The organism is Vibrio sp. 10N.247.311.14, assembly GCF_041467715.1.
In the GTDB taxonomy this organism is placed as follows: domain Bacteria; phylum Pseudomonadota; class Gammaproteobacteria; order Enterobacterales; family Vibrionaceae; genus Vibrio; species Vibrio crassostreae_C.
This window is the reverse complement of the sequence record NZ_JBFSVE010000054.1, coordinates 1-19,784: the sequence shown is the minus strand read 5'-3', so window position 1 is coordinate 19,784 and position 19,784 is coordinate 1. Positions and strand designations below refer to the sequence as shown.

Here is a 19,784-nt window from a genome sequence, read left to right as displayed (position 1 = left end):
ACAAGTCCGATCAGTACTAGACAAACCAGTTTTTAATGCGTCCAACGATTCCAATAGGGTGCTCATGTCTTTCAAAGTTTTCAATACGTTCCGCGATTTTACTCAGAACGCTTTCTTGTTCATCGTCTCTAAATGGTTTGTTCATAATGAGAGGAATTGCTTCGTCTACATTAGACACAGACCAAATATGGAATTCTTCATTCTTAATGCTTTCAATAAGGTCAGGCTTTAGTGCAAGATGCCTTAAGTTCGATCTTGGAAGGATCACACCTTGTTCGCCTGTTAAGCCGTTGTGCTTACACACATGGTAGAAGCCTTCGATTTTCTCGTTTAGCCCGCCAACAGCTTGCACACGTCCAAATTGGTCAACTGCACCTGTAACCGCAATTTGTTGATTGATAGGGTATTCAGACAAAGCACTAACCAGAGAACACAACTCCGCAAGAGAAGCACTATCGCCATCTACTTCGCAGTAAGACTGCTCAAATACTACGGAAGCTGCGTATGGTAATGGATCTTCAAGGTTTAGTGCGCTGCTCACAAATGCTTGCATGATCATCATGCCTTTAGCATGAAGATTACCACCCAGCTCGGCTTTGCGCTCAACATCGGCAATATCACCATCACCAAAGTGAATAACACAGGAAATTCGTGCAGGTTCACCATACGATATTGGGTGTCCCGGTACATCGATGACCGTCAATCCATTAACTTGACCAACTTGTTCACCTTCAGTTTCGATAATGACTTGGCCATCACGAATATCATCAAGGGCGCGTTCTGGTAGATAAGATTCACGGTTGTATTTGTGCTGTTGAGCTTGCTGGATATGGTGAATATCAATCTCACCATTGTCGGCTTCAATCAAAGCTTCGTTCAATAACGCGTTGTGCCAAATAGGGCACAGTGGGATATAGCTTTGATCTTCGGTTTCTCTTGCTCCGGCAGTAAGAATGCCAGTCAACGCTTGTTGCGTGATGTTTGGTAATTCATAGCGTTGTTGAAGCCACTTAAGGTAACCAAGATATTGAGTCAGAGTGTCTTCTGAGAGCTTAATGTCCTGTTCAATTTCGCTGAATAGGCAAAAACCGGTTTGAATATCGCTGTCTAGGTAATCAAGGTCACCTAGTTGAGCTCTGTCTCCAACTACAATTAACTTAATATTGTAAGTAAGAGGTAAGGTTGGCGACTGATTCAAGTGTTCAGGGTTACTGCTGATAGGCTCTACAGCTTCACCAAGCAGCGCAGATTTAAGCAGTAACCAGCTTCCTGGGTTTGCCAAGATCAGGTTTGCTGAAACGATCAGATAACCGTTGTTTGCTCTAGCCAGTAGGCCAGGTTTTGTCGCAATAACCTTACCGTCTTTCGATTGAACTTGGTCAAATAGAGAGGCAGCATTTAAAGACTCAGTTTTGATAACCGGCAGAGTGTGATCATCTAAAGCAGTGACTAGAGATTCAACAATCATTTGACGATAGATTGAATTGTCCGGAGCATTTACCAGTAAAACGCGCGAAAGGTTAGACAAGCGAACAAAGCGGGTTAGCGCATCTTTGAATCTATGTTGAATATCTGAAAACGGGAAAGGCGAGATGTCAGGGAATTGCTCTAATTGAGCGCTATATTCGTCGTACTGAGGCGTAACATGTCGCCAATCTACTTGAGTCATTTAAGTTTCTGATTATGATAATGAGGTAGGGAGTATATAGAAAAACCGATCTCGCTTGTAGCTCTATGTGGTAGTTACTAATCACTAAGCTAATATAAGTATGATCTTGGTCTATTCTTTCAAGACAATAATTGTGAAATAACCTATTCTGGGTTACGCTGTCACTAGGATTAACTCTCGAGATTAGACATGAAATATCAGCAACTTGAAAACTTGGAATGTGGTTGGAAATGGAACTATCTGGTCAAAAAGTGGAAAGAAGGTGAATCGATTACTTGCCATATTGATTCAAGTGAAGCTGACGTTGCTGTTCAAGCCTTATTGAAGCTGGAACACCAGCCTACGGGTGTTCTTGAGTGGATCTCTAACAACATGTCTCCTGAGCTCGATAACAAGCTTAAACAAGCGATCAGAGCTAAGCGAAAACGCCACTTCAATGCTGAACAAGTTCATACAAAGAAGAAATCAATCGACCTTGATTACCGTGTATGGGAAAAGCTATCTCAACGTGCGAACGAGCTAGGTTGTACGCTCTCAGATGCCATCGAGTATTTGGTTAGCGAAGCGTCTCGTAGTGAGCAGGCCAGCAAGACGGTGACTAGCCTCAAAGAAGACTTAAGCAAGCTCCTTTCTGACGATAAATAACCATCAACAGTAGTGGTGACATTATGATGTACGTAATCTTAATCGGTGCGGTATTAGTTTTTTGGTTAGTAGCAGTCGATCGACCGGTATTGAAAATTAAATTTAGCGACGGGGCGATCGAACAAGTTAAAGGGCATCTTCCACCGAGCTTTAAACACAACCTTCAAGAGATTGGTCATAACAATACCTTTAAAGGCGAGCTAAAAGTGTATGCAAAACGTTCTGGTTACAATCTCAAGTTCACTAAAGATGTTCCTAAAAACGTACAGCAACGTATTCGTAACGTGTTCCCGCATAATGGTTTTAAGTCTAAAGGCTCAAAGAAAGCGTAATCGTTGAGAGTTACGCGTTAGCTGGTCAATCCTCATACTAAGTTAATCCTTCATTTCTCTTAAATCTCCGCATACTGTTCTCACCCTCAACAAAGAGAGAGCAGTATGAGATATCTAGTATTACTATTATGTTTTTTATCCCCAGTCGCTTTTCCCGACGATGCATTGGTTAATCCTGTAGCTAAAAAGATAAAAGTCACCGTCATGAAAGGGCTCAACAAGAGTAATGTTGATTTCGAGGGTTATTGCGATCTGATGATTGAGATGAAGCACTCTAAAGGTTATGCAAGAATCAAAAAGGTGAGAACGTCTGGAGATAGTAAAGTTTGCAAGCAGGCGAAAAAACACCTACCGACGAAGAAAAGGTTCAAATACAGCTTTCCAGAAAAGTATATCCGGCTACATATCACACACTAGCCACTCTCAACGCACTATAACTAAATATCCTTAATTTTATTGAAACAATTTCGTGAACCAATCTCTAATTTCTATTAATATTAGTTTTGTTATAAAGGCAGGATATGCCGATACAAGAGCATTTACGGCAAAGGAAAGTCACGGTTGTTGTTAGCAAATAAAAGTTATACCCCTGAAGTAGTTGAGATCTCAAGGAAGGTCTCAATCAATGTTGAAGCTCGCTTTAATCGATGGTTAATCTCACCTGAATATAAGCTCGCACAATCTACAGTAGACACGTTACTAAGTTTGGAAAATAGGTATTGTGATAGTGTCATATTTGATGAATCTGACCGCATATCTCACAATCAACGTATTTTATTGCGCTGCGAGCAGGATAGAGTCAATGCTCATCGTGAAAAAGTCGACGCGAAGCAACAAACCTTACGATACGTTATCGATGATGTCAGCAATGCCGCTTCTGCGCTAATGCTTGAGAAGCTTCAAGGTACCTTAATAAGTTCGTTGTTTTCAGACTTACCCGATTACAATCAGTTCGCTAGTGTTGCGTATTCGCCATCTTTAAACTTTTCCAAACTCCATGAAATATCCGCGAAAAGTAGGCCATTGAGCTCAAGTTTAATCGAGTTTGTTTCCAATCAAGAGTTTGCAGATAAATATGGAAAGAAATCTAAGGTAATTCTCGATCCAAAAGTTGCAGCACGACAAATAGGAATAGAAAATTGTCGTTTATTGTTCCCATTGTTAATGAGTCAACAGCTGATTAAGTGGAATGATGGCAACATTAAACACATCACACCTAAGGTTTGGCAACACTTGGTCGTGACGTCAAATGCGACTCGAATTCGACTTCAAGAAACGTCGGTTAAAGATCCTAACGTAGGCATTTTACTTGGTGTGTTGAGAGTTCTGCCTTTGTTTTTAATTTGTAACCACTTTTCTTCAACGTTTGAAGACGCATTGGTAAAAACGATGCTTGGTTATCGTGAAGCAAGTGACAAGCATGACGAATATTATGCTTGTACTGAGGTGATGCCAAACACACAGTTTCTTGAATCAATGGTCGAGCAGCTAGAGCTTAAGCTACTAAAAAACCTCGTTGAATTTATAGATTGGAGCCCTGGAAATCAGTTCATCAAGAGGGCACTTCTAGAGGAAGTGAATGACATTCCAGTACTTGAGCGAACGGTTTATGGTGCAGCTTTGGCTCAAGGTAGAAAATATTCTGTTTTCGAGGCGTTAGATAATAGTGAACTATTTAACGTTAAGCACCGACCTTATTGGTTTTCAACTGTTCAAATGTCTATCGCGACGATTGAGCAGATGCAAGATAAAGGATTGGGAAAGCTTACGGTGAACATGTAATAAAAAGAGAGAGTCTCATTAATGTCGCTCTCTTTTTTGTTGCGCTGTAACTTTATGTGAATGTCTTGTTTTGGCGCTAAACAGTAGGATAACACTCTACTTAACTGACCACTTCGAAGGTAAACGACTCTTGCTTTGCTATTGCGTGTCTTGCTTTGCTATTGCGTGTTTAACAGGGATACCAAGGCGCTGGCAAGTCATCAGAACTTTCAATTTCCTGTCGGCAGGAGCGTGCTCTGACAGAATCACCGAGCTTAGGCACTCTCTATTAAGGTAGAGTTTATTTCCGATCATCTCGTCATCAGGTAATACCCAGCGGTATTCCTTTTCATAACGCCAATTAGAATGCTTAATTTTGAATATCTCAGCTCCCAGTCTTGATGTTTGTAAACCTCTTAGCGATGCCGGGCGGAACATATTCGGTTCGTCTTCATACTGGACTTCAAAACAGTTGAGATTGGCCTCACCGTTATAGCAGTTGAGATCATACTCGATACACATGCCTTTAAAGTTGTCACCATACTGCGACCATAGTATTGGGTGGTCGTTCGACTGAGAGAAACACATGATCTTAAAGTTTTGTTGAAGCTCTTTGTTGAATGCGTGGTTAGATTCAAAAGGGTTATTAAAAGTTTTAGCGTAATCAAACCACAACGAACACTCGGAAATAGATTGTATGTTTCTGTCGTGGAGTGATCTGAACTTATAAAGTTTAGGCAACATATCAAACACCTAGTTTACAAAATTGCCTGATGTTAACACTTTAATTTACTTTTAAGGATTGAATGCATAGCATTTGATTGCTTAATCACCAAATTTATTCGTATAACTGTTTGATAGATAAAAATTTAAACACGAAATAGTAGCCTGTTAAAGTGGTTTATTTTGCGTTAGGGCAAAGCTTTCAAGTTGTAACTTTTTACAGAAGATACAACGTAACTTTATTTATGGTTGAATTGTCTTGTCAAAGTAGAGGTCGAGTAGGGAAATAGGTGATCAAAATTAAAGCCGAGCTTTAAAAGGACGGCTTTAGTAGTATTGAGCCTACGAGTGAATCAAGTTTAGAAGTGGTACCTTGCACCTAGGTAAGCGGTTTGAGGTGACACATCGATGGATTCAATTTCAACGTTTGCATAGCGGTAACCAATATGGATATCGATGTTGTCTGTTACCATCGCACCAAGCTCAGCACCAACTTGGTAGGCTGCTTCAGACTTAGAGTCTGATACTCCAAAAGCTTTCGCTTCCATATCCATAGAGCCAACACCGGCTAATAAAGATACATACAGATCTAATACGTCACCTTCAACAATAAACTTTGGTTTAATGTTTACGAAGAAAGCATGGCCTTCAATATCCATTAAGTCGTTATAGCTAACTTTTCCGATTTTTCGGTACTCGGCTTCTAGCCCCAGTTTGACGACATCATGTGTATTGAATTCGTAGCCTCCAACCAAGTTATAGCTAAAGTCTGATAGATCAGATGAATCTTCAATGGCGCTGCCACGATATTCTAATTCAGTTTCATTATAAAAGCCGATATCAACACCAGCATAAAAATGACCATGCTCTCTAGGTGAGTTTTCGTTTTCACTAGCAAGCGCCTGCGAGCTGATGCCAAAAAAAGCGGTGAATAGCGATAGGGCGATTGTACTGATTTTCATGTAAAGCCTTCTAAGATAATAAGTTATTCTGTTCCAGAATATGTTAACAAACAAAAGATACTCTAACTAATTGAGAACTAGCCTAAAGATCTGATTTTAAAGACTTGTTGGTAATAGAAGTGTCATTATCGCAGTTATGAGACAAGTTAATATAGTCCAGACAGAGGTTAATAGAATTTATGTTGCACTGTAACTTACGATTAGCCAAGTCGTTTATAGAAGTTCGTTTTGGATGGCAACGCAGTTTGGTAACAATGACCGTTGGGCATCAGAAAATTCAAAGTTAGTGGTTTGAAAAACGAGTACGGATGTTACTGATGACGTTGATAGTTGATTCAATTTGGTGAAGAACAAGCCAACATAGGTAAACAAGACTAGATGATTCGGGAGTTCGCTTGGTCTTTTGGGACCGTTAAATCTAGCGAACAAGAGTAACCAAGTCTTTTCAGTTTATTGGTAGTACGGACAATAGACCGAGAGTTAGTGGAAGCGTTAATCATCTAGGTTCTTTTGGTAAGCAAAATCAGGGTAATAGCTTTTAACACTCAACCAGCAGAGACTCTGGACTAACTTTGGAGAGGCATCCGTAATTAGAAGTCTTAATTAAGTTTGAGCAGACATGTGATAAAGCCATCACGATTTAATCCAATTAACGCGGAGTCAAAGCCAGCCAGTAATTAAATAGATAGATTCATGCGGCGCTGTACGTAAAATTACGCGAGTAACAGGCCCTGAAACCTCTCAGATTTCAATCTCCTTTTTGGTACGTATTATGTATATTATGTTAAATGGTGTTTGGTATTTATAAGGCAGGTATCTTTGTGCGATGCCCTGCCTCTTGTTTATCTACCAAATCGATGTTCTATTTAACAGTAAGGCTATTTACCATAAAATACCTAATAAACATATTTCCTAATCTTCGATTAAGAATACGTTTATTAGACTTCAAGCATTAATCGATCAATTGCTTCTGTGATCTCTTTAGTTCTTACTGGCTTGGTCACGAAATCATTCATGCCGACATCTAAGCACGAACATTTGTCTTCTACTGATGTGTGTGCTGTTAGCGCAACGATTGGTGTTTTGATGTTTGCGTCTCTCATGTATTTGGTTGTGGTTAATCCATCCATGACCGGCATCGACACATCCATTAAGATAATGTCTATTGATTCGTTGCCTCTTTCAATAAAGCCAATCGCTTCTTCACCATTACTTGCGATGAAAACCTCGTGGCCTTGTCTTGTAAGGATTAACTTTATCACCATTTGATTCGTTGGATTGTCTTCGACAACTAACACTGAATAACGGCTTCTTAACTCTCGTGAAGATTCGTCTTCTTTGTTAGCCAGATTATTCGTAACTCTAGTAAGCACTGGCAACTGTACTTCGAATTTGGAGCCTTTTCCAGGCTCACTCTTTACCGATATGCGCCCGCGCATCAGTTCAACCAGTCTTTTAGTGATGGCCAAGCCTAAACCTGTGCCACCAAATCTACGTGTGATTGTGCTATCAGCTTGCACAAATGGACTGAACAGCGACGAAAGTTGTTGCGAGCTAATGCCAATCCCTGTGTCTTCCACCGTTATATAGAAAGAGCTCTGCTGGTACTTTATAGAAACATGGACATGCCCACGCTCAGTGAACTTAATCGCGTTACCGATCAAATTAAATAGGATCTGTGCCAAGCGACTTGGGTCGATGTAATGAAGTTCACCTTCAGGGGTATCGCTAGTTACTGTTAGCGGCAAACCTTTATCGTCTGCTGTCTTCTTTTGTTCAGATAATACAAAAGTTACAGTGTCTCTTACGTTGCTCCATTGAGGAGCCAACGAGAAACACCCAGATTCAATCTTAGAAAAATCCAATACGTCACTGATAATTGCCAGCAATAGCTCAGATGATGTGCTCATATTAAGCAGTATAGACTGTTGTTCTTCGTTCAATGATGTGGATTTTAGGGTGTCTATTAGGCCAATTATGGCATTTAGCGGTGTTCTTAATTCATGACTCATCATCGCGAGGAATTCAGACTTGGCCTTGTTGGCTCTTTCTGCGTCTTTTCTTGCTGTGACAAGCTCTGCGGTACGTTCTCGAACGGTTGCTTCAAGCTTTTCTTTGTTCTCAATATCGAAAACAGCACGCTCTATCAACGGTCGAAAACGGTTTAGTGTGGCCTTAGTTTCAATACTAAAGTGCTTGGTATTCGAGTGGATAAAGATGATGACGGATTGTGTTAGTCCGCTATCGATACCAGTAATTAGAACAGAGTTGATTTGATCGAGGATAATGGGATGTAAGGAATTGAATTCACCCAGAGACTTGGGTTCAAAAAGGATGGCGCATTCTCCATTGATCACTCGAGATAACTTGCCACAATCACTCCAATTCATCTGTTCGAAGACTTTGTTATTGCTTAGCAGGGTTTTGAAACTGCCTTCGTTCCCTACCCTTGATACCACGATAAAGTCATCAAACTTAATGTATTTTTTGAGCACGAACTCGAGACTGGAGAATATCTCAGATATGTTACTTGCCTTACTGATCGCAGAGATGGTTGATAAGATCACCCTGTTCTCTTCAGCCAGCTTTCGCTCACGGGCTTTTAGTTTTTGCAGTTCAATACGTGCTTCTTGCAGCGCTTCTTGACCTTCAGAACCCATTACTTTTTCAACCTATAAAACGTTGCAGACGATACCATTAAATTCCCGTGTGCATTCTCGCCACCAGAGAGCCTGCCTTGTTCACCAAACGTAAATGGACATATGTATGGGAGCCCATTAAGTGCTTGATTTATTTGGTCACACACCTCATCCATATCTTGTTTAAGGTTCAACATTGGGCCTGCACAAAAGATATTGATCGCCCCTAGTTTCTCTTCAAGATCCATGTCGTTGTAGTATGAGGAGTGAATGATATTCGCGGCGCGGCTAATCAACTGCTGCTTAGACCCTTGCATCAGGTAGATGGTGTCGCCTTCACTGATGTCTGTGAACAGCTCAATCCCATTACACTCCGTCTCTCTGATCGAATGAGACAATTTGAAATATGGGTAATCGTAAGAAGAGCCGACTTTCCTGCCTAATGGGTAGACTGACGACTTTTCGAATATGTAGCCATCATCACTGCCATCTAAGTGGAAATTAGTCCATTCGTTGTAAACGGTGACGGCTGGCCTGTGGTCTATCTCCAACAAAATTCGGTTTCTTACTTTGGTCACGGTGCCTGAATACCGCGTAGGCGTATGACCCGCGCTGAAAGAGGAATAGATGGACTGAGACGCAAACACTACCGTTAAAGACACACCATTTATAGACAGCGACTCTTCGGTGAAGATACTCCAATTTCCGGAAACCTGGTTGTCTGCAGCACTGCCACCAATAATTGGCACTTCAGTACCAAATTTCTTATCGATAGCCGCCATCACCTTTTCTTCGTTACCCGGTGTGGAATGCAGCAAGATAAGATCAGGAATTTCACCTTCTCGGTTGGCGTTCTTGAGTGCTTTGTCTATCGCGCTGAAGGTACTGCGGTCTATGGAGTCGCTGAAATGTTCGATTCCCGTACCATAGGCGTTGATCCCCGAGTCATGAATAATGAGGACGCCAATGACTGGACCAGAATGAAAACCAGTTTCGGTCATAATGCCGTGACAAGTAGTACAGCCATGTATGGGAGTGTTCGGGAGAGCATCTACGAAATATCTCTGCACAGCGAGTGTCGAATACTCTTCTGTGCAGTAGCAAATAAGACAAGCAATATCGTCAGGGTTTTCCACCCCGCTGAGCAACTCATCTACTGCGATTTTATCGTCTAGGGAGTAAGAGACTTTTGATAGAAATTTCATAGATTCTGGGTAACTTTATTAATGCTCTCTTTATAACACTTTAATGCATTGTGTTTCACTGATTTGGTACATGTTTCTATCAAAAGAACCGAGGTGTGCCCCAGTTTCTCTCTGTTACTCCTTAGAAAGGTTTACAGAAAACGTGCTCACCTGTTGTGGAAATGTAACCGTTATTGAGGAGGTCTTATCACTAGTTTGTAACAGCCAATTTGATGGTCCTTTTTCTTCCAGAATTCCGCTTTCATTATAGCTAATGATAAATTTGCCAGTTTTAGATGTTTCGATCGAATACCCTAGGTTATTGCTTGAAACTGAAACATTATGATTATCAATACCAAATTTACAAGGTTTTGAAACTATACAGTTTACTGTTTCGTTATTATCGTATGTTACTGTTCTCCAAGTAAATGCAGCTATTAAAATAACCAACATGACGATAATTTGAACAAGCCTGCCTTTTGTTAGCTTTTGTGCCGCCATTATAATCTTTACTCCTTGTTACAAAGTTCAAAGTTTTTAAATAAAAATCCAATTCCAGACCAAGCGTAAGGTTACTACTCTGTCATTGATTTGTTAATTCAAGTATAGTGTCGCGTTGAAAATGCCACTTTTTTTTAAAATCAGCAAGTGGAAATAAAGCCCTGAATAGGCTGAATTTCCTTTTCTAATTTGGGTGGCATTACGACGTGAGTCGTGTTGGAAGTAAAGTGTAGTAAATAAGAAATTGGAAGCATGCAAATGAGCCAAGAAAAGCAGCTTGAACAAAACTACAACTATACGGTCGTCCGTCAATTTACCCTAGTTACAATTTTGTGGGGTATTGTCGGTATGGGCGTTGGTGTTTTGATTGCCGCTCAATTAGTTTGGCCACAGCTAAACTTTGATACGCCGTGGTTGACGTACAGTCGTTTACGTCCCCTGCATACTAATGCGGTTATTTTTGCGTTCGGTACAAGTGCGCTGTTTGCAACATCATATTATGTTGTACAACGTACCTGTCAGACGCGTCTCTTTGGTGGCCCTCTCGTAGCCTTTACCTTTTGGGGTTGGCAAGCGATTATCCTGTCCGCTGCAATTACTTTACCGTTAGGTTTAACCTCTGGTAAAGAATACGCAGAACTTGAATGGCCAATCGATATTGCTATTACTCTTGTGTGGGTAGCTTATGCGGTCGTGTTCTTCGGAACCATGATTAAACGTAAGACATCGCACATTTACGTAGCAAACTGGTTCTTCGGAGCCTTCATTATCACGGTTGCCGTGTTGCACATCGTTAACAGCCTAGCTGTTCCTGTCTCTGCGTTTAAATCGTACTCGATTTATTCCGGAGCGATCGATGCAATGGTGCAATGGTGGTACGGACACAATGCGGTAGGCTTCCTATTGACAGCTGGTTTCCTAGGCATGATGTACTACTTCGTTCCTAAACAAGCTGGTCGCCCTGTTTACTCTTACCGTTTGTCGATTGTTCACTTCTGGGCTCTCGTGTCTCTGTATATCTGGGCTGGTCCTCACCACCTACACTACACTGCACTTCCTGACTGGACTCAATCTCTAGGTATGGTTATGTCTTTGGTTCTGTTTGCTCCATCTTGGGGTGGCATGATCAACGGTATTATGACTCTATCTGGTGCGTGGCATAAGCTTCGCTACGACCCAATCCTACGTTTCCTAATCGTTTCTCTATCATTCTACGGCATGTCGACTTTCGAAGGCCCAATGATGGCAATCAAAACGGTTAACGCACTATCTCACTACACGGACTGGACTATCGGTCACGTTCACTCTGGTGCGTTAGGTTGGGTTGCAATGGTTTCTATCGGTTCGGTTTACCACTTAGTTCCTAAACTATTTGGTCAAGAGCGTATGTACTCTGTATCCCTAATCAATGTTCACTTCTGGTTAGCAACGATTGGTACGGTTTTCTACATTGTAGCAATGTGGATCTCTGGCGTGATGCAAGGTCTGATGTGGCGTGCAGTTAACTCTGACGGTACATTAACTTACAGCTTCGTTGAATCTGTAGAAGCGTCTTACCCGTTCTACTTTGTACGTTTCTTAGGTGGTTTCATCTTCCTATCTGGTATGTTCTTAATGGCATACAACACGTACAAAACTGTTTCTGCACCTAAAGATAGCCTTAAAGCTATCCCTCAACCGGCTTAAGGAGATTTAGAATGAGCTCAAATTCAAATAATCGCCATGAGTTGGTAGAGAAGAATGTTGGCCTACTAGCGATTCTTATCGTTATTGCTATCAGTTTTGGTGCTTTAGTAGAAATTACCCCACTTATTTTCCAAAAGCAGACTACTGAACCTGTAGAAAATCTACGTGTTTACTCTGCTCTGGAAATGGAAGGTCGTGATATCTACATTCGCGAAGGTTGTAACGTATGTCACAGCCAAATGATTCGTCCTTTCCGCTCTGAAACTGAACGTTACGGTCACTACTCTGTAGCTGGCGAAAGCGTTTGGGAACACCCATTCCTATGGGGTTCTAAGCGTACTGGTCCTGATTTAGCGCGTGTTGGTGATCGTTACTCTGATGAGTGGCACCGCGTTCACCTTATCGACCCTCGCGAACTTGTTCCTGAATCAAACATGCCTGGTTTCCCATGGCTTGCTGAGAATGTACTTGATGGCAAATTGACTAAACAGAAGCTTGAAATCTTCCGTAATCAATTTGGTGTTCCTTACACAGACGAACAAATTGCTAACGCTAAACAAGATGTTGAAGGAAAAACAGAGATGGATGCAATCATCGCTTACCTTCAATCGCTTGGCCACGCAATGAAATAAGGAATAATTATGGACATTATTACATTTCAAAGTGTTTGGACTGTTACTGTTTTTGCTTGTTTCATCGGCATCGTTTGGTGGGCTTTCGGTAAAAATCGTAAGTCGCGCTTCGACGAAGATGCAAACCTAGTGTTCGCTGATGAAGCACCTGCGAAAGATAAAAATCAAGGAGTGACGAAGTAATGAGTACATTCTGGAGTATTTGGGTAACAGTAATCACAATCGGTACATTGATTGGCTGTGCAGCCTTACTTCGTTGGTGTTCCAACGATAAAACAGGTGTAGAAGAAGGTCAGGATATGGGCCATGAATACGATGGTATTCGTGAGCTTAATAACCCGCTACCTAAATGGTGGACATACCTTTTCGTTAGCACAATTGTGTTTGCAGCTGTTTATCTAGCTCTATACCCAGGCCTTGGCAACTTTAAAGGTCTACTAGGTTGGACGAGTTCAAACCAAACAGTTCGTAGCGTAGAAGAGTCTCGCTCTGCAATCGCTGCTGCGCAAGCAAACAAACAGTTAGACGCATACGCGAAAGAGCTTGATGATGCAGACACCTACTTTGGTGAAGCATTCAGAAAGCTAGCTCACGACGAAAATGGTCTACGTTCCGTCCCTGACATTGCATCAGATGCTGATGCAATCAAAGTGGGCCAACGTTTGTTCCTACAAAACTGTTCTCAGTGTCACGGCTCTGATGCACGTGGTCAGAAAGGTTTCCCGAACCTAACTGATGACGCATGGTTATATGGTGGTGAACCACAAGCTATCGTTACTACCATCATGCATGGTCGTGTCGGTCAAATGCCAGGTTGGAAAGACGCTCTTGGCGAAGAAGGCGTAAAAGAAGTAGTTAGCTACACGCTTAGCCTTTCTGGTCGTAGCGTAAACGCACGTGAAGCAGAGGCTGGTAAAGCTCGCTTTGTAGTGTGTGCAGCGTGTCACGGTACTGATGGTAAGGGTAACCCTGCTGTTGGCGCCCCTGACCTGACTGACCGCGACTGGCTATTCGGCGATTCTCGCGCTGATGTGACGGAAACAGTCATGTACGGACGTTCTGGTGTAATGCCGGCTTGGAAGGACATCCTCGGTGAGGATAAGGTTCAGCTCGTCTCTGCCTACGTCTGGAGCCTCAGCAACTCAGATAAAGAGTAACATAATAATAACAGCCCCTTCTTAAGGGGCTGTCTTTCTTTTACAGTTATAACCTTAAGTGTTTGTAAAAATTAGTTTTATTTCATTGTATATATTGAGAATAATAATATGGAACAACCTTGGTATAAGCAGTTTTGGCCGTGGTTTTTGATCTTCCTAACCGTTGGCGTTTCTATGCTAACATTGGTTCGAGTCGCGATACTTACCAACCATTCAGTTAACGTTGTCACTGAAGATTACTATAAAAAAGGTAAAGGTATTAATGTCGACATTTCGAAAGTAAATGTTGCTAAAGAGCTTGGCTTATCAGCTTCAGTTAGCGAGAAAGGTAACTCAGTTATCATTACTCTCGACAAAGGCAAACTAGACCACTTCCCTGCTATTAGCGCAATGTTCGTGCACCGAACGTTGCCTGACCGTGATTTTACTCAGCTACTGACCGCTGATGCGAGAGGCAACTACACGTTGACTCTGGATCATGAAATGCAAGGTCCATGGTTTATCGAGCTTTCTCCGCATGATTCTGAATGGTTAGTGCAAGGTCGCATGAACTTCCCTATTGATACTCCTACTCAACTAACGAACTAAATCTTATGTGTGAATCCTGTTATCACTGCGGTGAAGATGTACCAGCGGAAACGGATTTTAAAGTAGAAATCTTAGGATCGGTGCGACCTATGTGTTGTCCGGGTTGCGAAACCGTAGCCCAGACAATCGTTGATAGCGGTCTGGTCTCTTACTACCAATATCGTACCGCTCCAGCTGAAAAAGCGGATCTCGTGCCAGAGCAGCTTCTGGCACTCAGTCATTACGACAACGAAGATGTTCAATTGGAGTTCGTCCGTAACTCTGAAAACACCTCTGAAGTGACATTGTCACTAGAAGGTGTCTCTTGTGCTGCTTGTGCTTGGCTTATTGAAAAGCAAGTCTCTTCAAAGTTAGGGGTTGTTAGTATTCGTGTTAATACCACGACTAACCGCGCCCTGCTCAGTTGGGACAACACTCAGACGAAACTGAGCGAGCTGTTGTCTGCAATCCATACCTTAGGCTACAAAGCCGCACCTTTTGAGGCTGATCAACAAGAAGCCGCCTATCATCGATCGATGAAGAATTATCTCTATCGTCTTGGTATTGCTGGTTTAGCAACCATGCAGGTCATGATGCTGGCTGTGGCGTTGTATCTTGAAGTCTTCGGTAACCTTGAGCCCGAATTCAAAAGCTACTTCCGTTGGGTGAGCTTAATCTTTGCAACACCGGTTCTGCTCTACTCTGCATTGCCTTTCTATATCAACGCGTGGCGTAGCCTCAAAGGTCGAACATTGGGTATGGATGTACCTGTGTCGATCGCTCTTTTGTTTGCCTACGTTGCAAGTTTGGTCGCAACGGTGACAGAGAAAGGTGAAGTATTCTTCGAATCTATCTCGATGTTTACCTTCTTCCTACTGCTTGGTCGTTTCCTTGAAATGCGCGCTCGTCGTAAAGCCGCCGCTGCTAGTGGTAACCTGCTTAAGCTCGTTCCTGCTATGGCAACAACGTTAGATGGCGAACAAGTTCCAGTCAAAACCTTAAAAGTTGGCGACCAAATTCGCGTTCTACCGGGTGAGCACATTCCTGCCGATGGCAAAGTATTGTCTGGCAGAGTTCATATCGATGAATCGATGCTGACTGGCGAATCTATCCATGTGGTCAAAAACGAAGGCGATACCGTCTTTGCTGGTACATTGAATGGTGATGAATCATTTGAATTGGAAGTAATGACGTCAAAAGCGGATTCGGTTATTTCCAATATCGTTCGCCTGCAAGACGAAGCGCAATTGTCTAAACCCCGCATTGCAGAAATTGCTGATGTTGTGGCTCGATACTTTGTTGCGGTGATCTTAATCATCTCATTCGGTACTTGGTTTTACTGGCACCAAACACGACCAGAAGACGCTTTCTGGATCATGCTTTCGGTATTGGTAGCAACGTGTCCTTGTGCTCTGTCACTGGCAACACCGACGGCGATTACTTGTTCAACGTCTCGCATGGGTAACTTCGGTATTTTGCTGCGCAAAGGCCACGTATTCGAAACCTTGTGCAAAGTGAATCACTTGATCATCGATAAAACAGGTACATTGACTGAGGGTGATATTCGTATCAGCCAAGTTGAAACCTTCGCTGAACTTGATAAAGACACTTGTCTCAAAGTAGCGGCGAGCCTGGAACAACACGCTAACCACCCTATCGCTAAAGCGTTCAAGACTCATCTTTCTGATGAGATCGAAGTAGAGTCAGTTAATAACGTGATTGGTTCAGGTATCACTGGTGAGTGGAATGGCCAAGAAGTTGCGATTGGTAGTAGTGAATTCATTCTAGGTGAAGCTCAACCATCGGAAAGCAACGGCATTTACTTGTCGATGGCGGGTCGTCATATCGCTACATTTACTTATGAAGATCCAATCCGTAAAGAAAGCATCGAGTTTATTAAGCAATTTAAAGAAGCGGGCATCAAAACAACTCTGCTTACTGGCGATTCTTTGATTAACGCGAAGCCTGTTGCTGAAGAGATTGGTATTACTGATATTGTTGCTAACGCGAAACCTGAAGATAAACTTGCTTACCTGAACTCTCGAGATGCAAGTGACATTACCATGATGGTTGGCGATGGCATTAACGATGCCCCTATTCTTGCAGGTGCCCACCTTTCTGTCGCTATGGGCGGCGGTACAGACGTGGCGAAAGCTTCTGCGGATATGGTGTTGTTGGGTGATAAGCTTGATAGATTACTTAAGTCGCGTACTTTGGCGTTAAAAACGCGTAAGATAATTCGTGAAAACCTAGCATGGTCATTGGGATACAACCTACTCATCCTTCCATTGGCCGTTGCGGGTTTGGTTGCTCCATACATTGCCGTTGTGGGCATGTCTGCCAGCTCTATTATTGTTGTGTCTAACTCGTTAAGGCTTTTAAAAGAGCAAGGTAAATAATGGAAAGTTTATACATTCTGATCCCCATTGCGATTGTTCTGGTGTGCATCGCTGTTGGTATTTTTCTATGGGCGGTGAAGAGCGAACAGTTTGAAGACCTAGAACGTCAAGGTCACAACATTCTGTTTGATGAAGACGAAAAGGCTCACAACCATTCTGATAGCAAACCTGTCAAGAATGAGAAAGCTAACGGCGAGAGCCAAACTAACGTAGACAAAAAGAACGATGACGCCTGATTGGATCGGAGCCTTTGTTGTTGGATTGATCGGCGCAGGTCACTGCATGGGAATGTGTGGTGGTATTGCGTCGCTTCTTTCGATTGGCAACAGTAAACCTTCCCCTGTTATTCCCCTACTTTATAACCTAGGGCGCTTGCTAAGTTATGCCGTGATTGGTGGTGTGATTGGCGGTGCAATCTCTTCGATAGGTCAGCTAAGCGATTTTAACGCTCTGCTAGGTTGGCTGCGATTATTTGCAGCTGGCTTTATGATCGTCTTAGGTTTGTATATCGGTAAATGGTGGTTCGGCTTGTTGTTCTTTGAAAAAGTCGGGCAGAAACTATGGCGCTATATCTCTCCTTTAGGTAAATCATTTCTACCCTTGAAGCACCCTAGCCATGCTTTGCCGTTTGGCTTTATTTGGGGTTGGCTACCATGTGGCTTAGTTTACTCAATGCTTACGTGGGCGGCCGTATCAGGAAGTTGGTACAACGGTGCCGGTATCATGCTTGCTTTCGGTTTAGGTACGCTTCCAGCAATGCTCACAGTAGGCATGGGCGCTAATTTCCTCAAAAAACTGCAACAAGCTGACTTATTTCGCCAATTAGGCGCAATTTTAATCCTCCTTTACGGTTTCTATACCGGATATATGGCATTGCAGCTCATTATTTATACCGTATAGGTAATCTTTAAATCCGGTTTTTTTACTACCCAACTGGATAAAGGAATGCTAAAATATTGACGTATATCAAATAGTGAAAGATTGTTATGATTTCTGAAAAGCCTGTGACGAAACGTGTTCAGTCTGGTGGCTGTGCGATCCATTGCCAGGATTGTAGTATTAGCCAGCTCTGTATTCCGTTTACTTTGAATGAATCTGAACTCGATCAACTTGATCAGATCATTGAGAGAAAAAAGCCTATTCAAAAAGGCCAAGAGTTATTTAAAGCCGGTGACGAGCTTAAATCTCTATATGCTATTCGCTCTGGAACGATCAAGAGCTACACGATTACCGAGCAAGGTGATGAGCAGATTACTGCATTCCACCTAGCGGGCGATCTTGTTGGCTTCGATGCGATTACTGGTGACCAACACCCTAGTTTTGCACAAGCGCTAGAAACTTCTATGGTATGTGAAATCCCATATGAGATTCTTGATGACCTATCAGGAAAAATGCCTAAATTGCGTCAGCAAATTATGCGCCTGATGAGTAACGAGATTAAAGGTGACCAAGAAATGATTCTGCTTCTTTCTAAGAAGAACGCGGAAGAGCGTCTTGCTGCATTCCTTTACAACCTTTCGACTCGCTTCTCTCAACGTGGCTTCAGCCCGCGTGAGTTCCGCCTAACGATGACTCGTGGCGATATTGGTAACTACCTTGGTTTGACTGTTGAAACAATCAGCCGTCTTCTAGGTCGCTTCCAAAAAGCAGACATCTTGAGCGTTAAAGGCAAATATATCACTATCGAAGATCACGATGCGTTGATGGAACTTGCTGGCGTTTCAAAAGAATAGTCTAGATATCAATGATGTAGTTCAATAATGAGCTACATCATGTTTCTCTCTTAAAACCTCTTATATTTCTCTTAATCTCTCCATAACTACGCTACATTATTTATATGTTCGGTCTGAAAAGTAGGCTTAGTTATGAGTATCTATAACAAAATTTTAGTTGTCGCAGACATTAATCACGATGAGCAACCTGCTCTAGTTCGTGCTATCCAACTTGCTAAGAAAAGCACCTCAACAAGCCACATCACTTTCTTTTTGTCGATATACGACTTCTCGTATGAAATGACATCTATGCTCTCTATCGATGAAAGAGACGCAATGCGCAAAGGCGTAATTCACCAACGCGAAATTTGGATGAATAAAGTCGCAGAACCTTACCTAGATGATTCTATTGAATTTAATGTACAAGTGGTTTGGCATAACCGCCCGTACGAAGCGATCATTGCTGAGGTTTACAGCGGCGAGCACGACATCTTAATCAAAGGCACGCGTAAGCACGATACCTTGGAATCTGTCATCTTCACTCCAACCGATTGGCACTTATTGAGAAAGTGCCCTAGCCCAGTGCTATTGGTTAAAAACGATTTCTGGCCAGATCACGCGAAGATTTTTGCTTCAGTTCATGTTGGTTCTGAAACAGAAGCTCATTTAGAGCTTAACGATACGATGGTCGACAGATTACTAGAGATCACCGGTCGTTTGGATGCTGAACCTTTCTTGGTGAATGCCTACCCAGTGACACCTGCGAATATCACCATTGAACTGCCAGAGTTTGACCCAACGTCTTATACCGATGCGGTTCGTGGCCATCACTTAACGGCAATGAAAGCATTGCGCCAGAAGCACGGTATGTGTGAAGAACAAACTGTGGTTGAACAAGGCTTGCCAGAAGATGTTATTCCTCGCGTCGCTTCTGAAAATAACGCTGCGATGGTGATTCTGGGTACAACGGGTCGTACTGGCTTGTCTGCCGTGTTTATTGGTAATACCGCGGAACATGTTATCGATAAGATTAACTGTGATGTGTTGGCTCTTAAACCGTCTGGTTACGTCAGCCCACTAGACCCTAACCTTTCGAAAGGTTAGGTCAGGGATAGTTTAACTTATAAAAAAACGCCTCAAGCATTGCTTGAGGCGTTTTTGTTGTGCGCCGAGCATGGCGTTGATCTAGGAGGTGAAAGTCCTCTACGGGCTCAG

At 42.5% G+C, this 19,784-nt stretch carries 20 protein-coding genes; 14 read left to right on the top strand and 6 right to left on the bottom strand.

What is annotated here, in order from left to right; genetic code table 11:
* Positions 1–16: 16 nt before the first annotated feature.
* On the bottom strand, positions 17–1,669 hold the full coding sequence (locus AB6F11_RS17685; protein ID WP_017066880.1) for a Lon protease family protein: 1,653 nt from the start codon (positions 1,667–1,669) through the stop codon (positions 17–19).
* A 189-nt stretch (positions 1,670–1,858) separates the two neighbouring features.
* Between AB6F11_RS17685 and matP the strand changes: the two genes are divergently transcribed.
* The 4 genes from matP to AB6F11_RS17665 all read left to right on the top strand — a co-directional run bounded on the left by matP (position 1,859) and on the right by AB6F11_RS17665 (position 4,428).
* Positions 1,859–2,314 carry a macrodomain Ter protein MatP gene (gene matP, locus AB6F11_RS17680; RefSeq protein ID WP_010440786.1) on the top strand — a complete coding sequence of 152 codons (456 nt, stop codon included), beginning with the start codon at positions 1,859–1,861 and terminating at the stop codon, positions 2,312–2,314.
* A 23-nt stretch (positions 2,315–2,337) separates the two neighbouring features.
* Entirely contained in the window at positions 2,338–2,646 is a 309-nt protein-coding gene (locus AB6F11_RS17675) for a DUF3634 family protein (RefSeq protein ID WP_017059672.1), read from the top strand.
* A 105-nt stretch (positions 2,647–2,751) separates the two neighbouring features.
* Positions 2,752–3,063, top strand: coding sequence for a hypothetical protein (locus tag AB6F11_RS17670; RefSeq protein WP_017059671.1), 312 nt, complete (start codon positions 2,752–2,754; stop codon positions 3,061–3,063).
* Between the two features lie 144 nt (positions 3,064–3,207).
* The gene (locus tag AB6F11_RS17665) at positions 3,208–4,428 is read left to right on the top strand and encodes a hypothetical protein (protein WP_017066879.1); all 1,221 of its coding nucleotides are present in this window, start codon (positions 3,208–3,210) and stop codon (positions 4,426–4,428) included.
* A 138-nt stretch (positions 4,429–4,566) separates the two neighbouring features.
* Here the strand turns inward: AB6F11_RS17665 and AB6F11_RS17660 are convergent, their stop codons facing one another.
* The 5 genes from AB6F11_RS17660 to AB6F11_RS17640 form a co-directional block, all read right to left on the bottom strand.
* Positions 4,567–5,151, bottom strand: coding sequence for a DUF2971 domain-containing protein (locus AB6F11_RS17660; RefSeq protein ID WP_102393741.1), 585 nt, complete (start codon positions 5,149–5,151; stop codon positions 4,567–4,569).
* A 338-nt stretch (positions 5,152–5,489) separates the two neighbouring features.
* Complete coding sequence (locus tag AB6F11_RS17655; RefSeq protein WP_017059668.1) at positions 5,490–6,092, bottom strand: porin family protein; 603 nt, start codon at positions 6,090–6,092, stop codon at positions 5,490–5,492.
* 938 nt (positions 6,093–7,030) lie between these two features.
* Positions 7,031–8,752 (bottom strand): ATP-binding protein, encoded by a 1,722-nt coding sequence (locus AB6F11_RS17650; protein ID WP_102393740.1) that lies wholly within the window; start codon positions 8,750–8,752, stop codon positions 7,031–7,033.
* The gene (locus tag AB6F11_RS17645) at positions 8,752–9,936 is read right to left on the bottom strand and encodes an FIST signal transduction protein (RefSeq protein ID WP_017063855.1); all 1,185 of its coding nucleotides are present in this window, start codon (positions 9,934–9,936) and stop codon (positions 8,752–8,754) included. Before AB6F11_RS17645 ends, AB6F11_RS17650 begins: the two co-directional genes overlap by 1 nt.
* A 114-nt stretch (positions 9,937–10,050) precedes the next feature.
* Positions 10,051–10,416, bottom strand: a complete 366-nt coding sequence (locus AB6F11_RS17640) for a hypothetical protein (protein WP_017059645.1) — start codon at positions 10,414–10,416, stop codon at positions 10,051–10,053.
* 252 nt (positions 10,417–10,668) lie between these two features.
* On the opposite strand from AB6F11_RS17640, the gene ccoN reads away from it, so the two are divergent.
* The 10 genes from ccoN (at position 10,669) to uspE (ending at position 19,673) form a co-directional block, all read left to right on the top strand.
* Complete coding sequence (gene ccoN, locus AB6F11_RS17635) at positions 10,669–12,102, top strand: cytochrome-c oxidase, cbb3-type subunit I (protein WP_009846707.1); 1,434 nt, start codon at positions 10,669–10,671, stop codon at positions 12,100–12,102.
* An 11-nt stretch (positions 12,103–12,113) separates the two neighbouring features.
* Positions 12,114–12,734 (top strand): cytochrome-c oxidase, cbb3-type subunit II, encoded by a 621-nt coding sequence (ccoO, locus tag AB6F11_RS17630; protein WP_017059643.1) that lies wholly within the window; start codon positions 12,114–12,116, stop codon positions 12,732–12,734.
* 9 nt (positions 12,735–12,743) lie between these two features.
* A complete protein-coding gene (locus AB6F11_RS17625; RefSeq protein WP_004733679.1) occupies positions 12,744–12,917 on the top strand; it encodes a CcoQ/FixQ family Cbb3-type cytochrome c oxidase assembly chaperone in 174 nt (57 codons plus the stop codon).
* Positions 12,917–13,891 carry a cytochrome-c oxidase, cbb3-type subunit III gene (ccoP, locus tag AB6F11_RS17620; RefSeq protein ID WP_017063857.1) on the top strand — a complete coding sequence of 325 codons (975 nt, stop codon included), beginning with the start codon at positions 12,917–12,919 and terminating at the stop codon, positions 13,889–13,891. Before AB6F11_RS17625 ends, ccoP begins: the two co-directional genes overlap by 1 nt.
* Positions 13,892–13,999: 108 nt before the next feature.
* Positions 14,000–14,479 (top strand): FixH family protein, encoded by a 480-nt coding sequence (locus tag AB6F11_RS17615; protein ID WP_017059641.1) that lies wholly within the window; start codon positions 14,000–14,002, stop codon positions 14,477–14,479.
* A gap of 5 nt (positions 14,480–14,484) precedes the next feature.
* A complete protein-coding gene (locus AB6F11_RS17610; protein WP_029235846.1) occupies positions 14,485–16,857 on the top strand; it encodes a heavy metal translocating P-type ATPase metal-binding domain-containing protein in 2,373 nt (790 codons plus the stop codon).
* Positions 16,857–17,093 carry a cbb3-type cytochrome oxidase assembly protein CcoS gene (ccoS, locus tag AB6F11_RS17605; RefSeq protein WP_017070549.1) on the top strand — a complete coding sequence of 79 codons (237 nt, stop codon included), beginning with the start codon at positions 16,857–16,859 and terminating at the stop codon, positions 17,091–17,093. Before AB6F11_RS17610 ends, ccoS begins: the two co-directional genes overlap by 1 nt.
* A complete protein-coding gene (locus AB6F11_RS17600) occupies positions 17,083–17,757 on the top strand; it encodes a sulfite exporter TauE/SafE family protein (protein WP_017059638.1) in 675 nt (224 codons plus the stop codon). The genes ccoS and AB6F11_RS17600 overlap by 11 nt, the downstream gene beginning before the upstream one ends.
* An 86-nt stretch (positions 17,758–17,843) precedes the next feature.
* Positions 17,844–18,590, top strand: coding sequence for an FNR family transcription factor (locus AB6F11_RS17595; RefSeq protein WP_017059637.1), 747 nt, complete (start codon positions 17,844–17,846; stop codon positions 18,588–18,590).
* Positions 18,591–18,722: 132 nt separating this feature from the next.
* Entirely contained in the window at positions 18,723–19,673 is a 951-nt protein-coding gene (gene uspE, locus AB6F11_RS17590) for a universal stress protein UspE (protein ID WP_017070547.1), read from the top strand.
* Positions 19,674–19,784 lie beyond the last annotated feature (111 nt).

What these genes read in the sequence shown, in the direction of transcription:
- AB6F11_RS17615 (WP_017059641.1), top strand. Translation starts at nt 14,000, where the DNA reads ATGGAACAACCTTGGTATAAGCAGTTTTGGCCGTGGTTTTTGATCTTC.
- AB6F11_RS17660 (WP_102393741.1), bottom strand. Translation starts at nt 5,151, where the DNA reads ATGTTGCCTAAACTTTATAAGTTCAGATCACTCCACGACAGAAACATA.
- ccoS (WP_017070549.1), top strand. Translation starts at nt 16,857, where the DNA reads ATGGAAAGTTTATACATTCTGATCCCCATTGCGATTGTTCTGGTGTGC.
- AB6F11_RS17600 (WP_017059638.1), top strand. Translation starts at nt 17,083, where the DNA reads ATGACGCCTGATTGGATCGGAGCCTTTGTTGTTGGATTGATCGGCGCA.
- AB6F11_RS17645 (WP_017063855.1), bottom strand. Translation starts at nt 9,936, where the DNA reads ATGAAATTTCTATCAAAAGTCTCTTACTCCCTAGACGATAAAATCGCA.
- AB6F11_RS17670 (WP_017059671.1), top strand. Translation starts at nt 2,752, where the DNA reads ATGAGATATCTAGTATTACTATTATGTTTTTTATCCCCAGTCGCTTTT.
- ccoP (WP_017063857.1), top strand. Translation starts at nt 12,917, where the DNA reads ATGAGTACATTCTGGAGTATTTGGGTAACAGTAATCACAATCGGTACA.
- matP (WP_010440786.1), top strand. Translation starts at nt 1,859, where the DNA reads ATGAAATATCAGCAACTTGAAAACTTGGAATGTGGTTGGAAATGGAAC.
- AB6F11_RS17625 (WP_004733679.1), top strand. Translation starts at nt 12,744, where the DNA reads ATGGACATTATTACATTTCAAAGTGTTTGGACTGTTACTGTTTTTGCT.
- AB6F11_RS17685 (WP_017066880.1), bottom strand. Translation starts at nt 1,669, where the DNA reads ATGACTCAAGTAGATTGGCGACATGTTACGCCTCAGTACGACGAATAT.
- AB6F11_RS17640 (WP_017059645.1), bottom strand. Translation starts at nt 10,416, where the DNA reads ATGGCGGCACAAAAGCTAACAAAAGGCAGGCTTGTTCAAATTATCGTC.
- ccoO (WP_017059643.1), top strand. Translation starts at nt 12,114, where the DNA reads ATGAGCTCAAATTCAAATAATCGCCATGAGTTGGTAGAGAAGAATGTT.
- AB6F11_RS17595 (WP_017059637.1), top strand. Translation starts at nt 17,844, where the DNA reads ATGATTTCTGAAAAGCCTGTGACGAAACGTGTTCAGTCTGGTGGCTGT.
- AB6F11_RS17655 (WP_017059668.1), bottom strand. Translation starts at nt 6,092, where the DNA reads ATGAAAATCAGTACAATCGCCCTATCGCTATTCACCGCTTTTTTTGGC.
- AB6F11_RS17675 (WP_017059672.1), top strand. Translation starts at nt 2,338, where the DNA reads ATGATGTACGTAATCTTAATCGGTGCGGTATTAGTTTTTTGGTTAGTA.
- uspE (WP_017070547.1), top strand. Translation starts at nt 18,723, where the DNA reads ATGAGTATCTATAACAAAATTTTAGTTGTCGCAGACATTAATCACGAT.
- AB6F11_RS17650 (WP_102393740.1), bottom strand. Translation starts at nt 8,752, where the DNA reads ATGGGTTCTGAAGGTCAAGAAGCGCTGCAAGAAGCACGTATTGAACTG.
- ccoN (WP_009846707.1), top strand. Translation starts at nt 10,669, where the DNA reads ATGCAAATGAGCCAAGAAAAGCAGCTTGAACAAAACTACAACTATACG.
- AB6F11_RS17610 (WP_029235846.1), top strand. Translation starts at nt 14,485, where the DNA reads ATGTGTGAATCCTGTTATCACTGCGGTGAAGATGTACCAGCGGAAACG.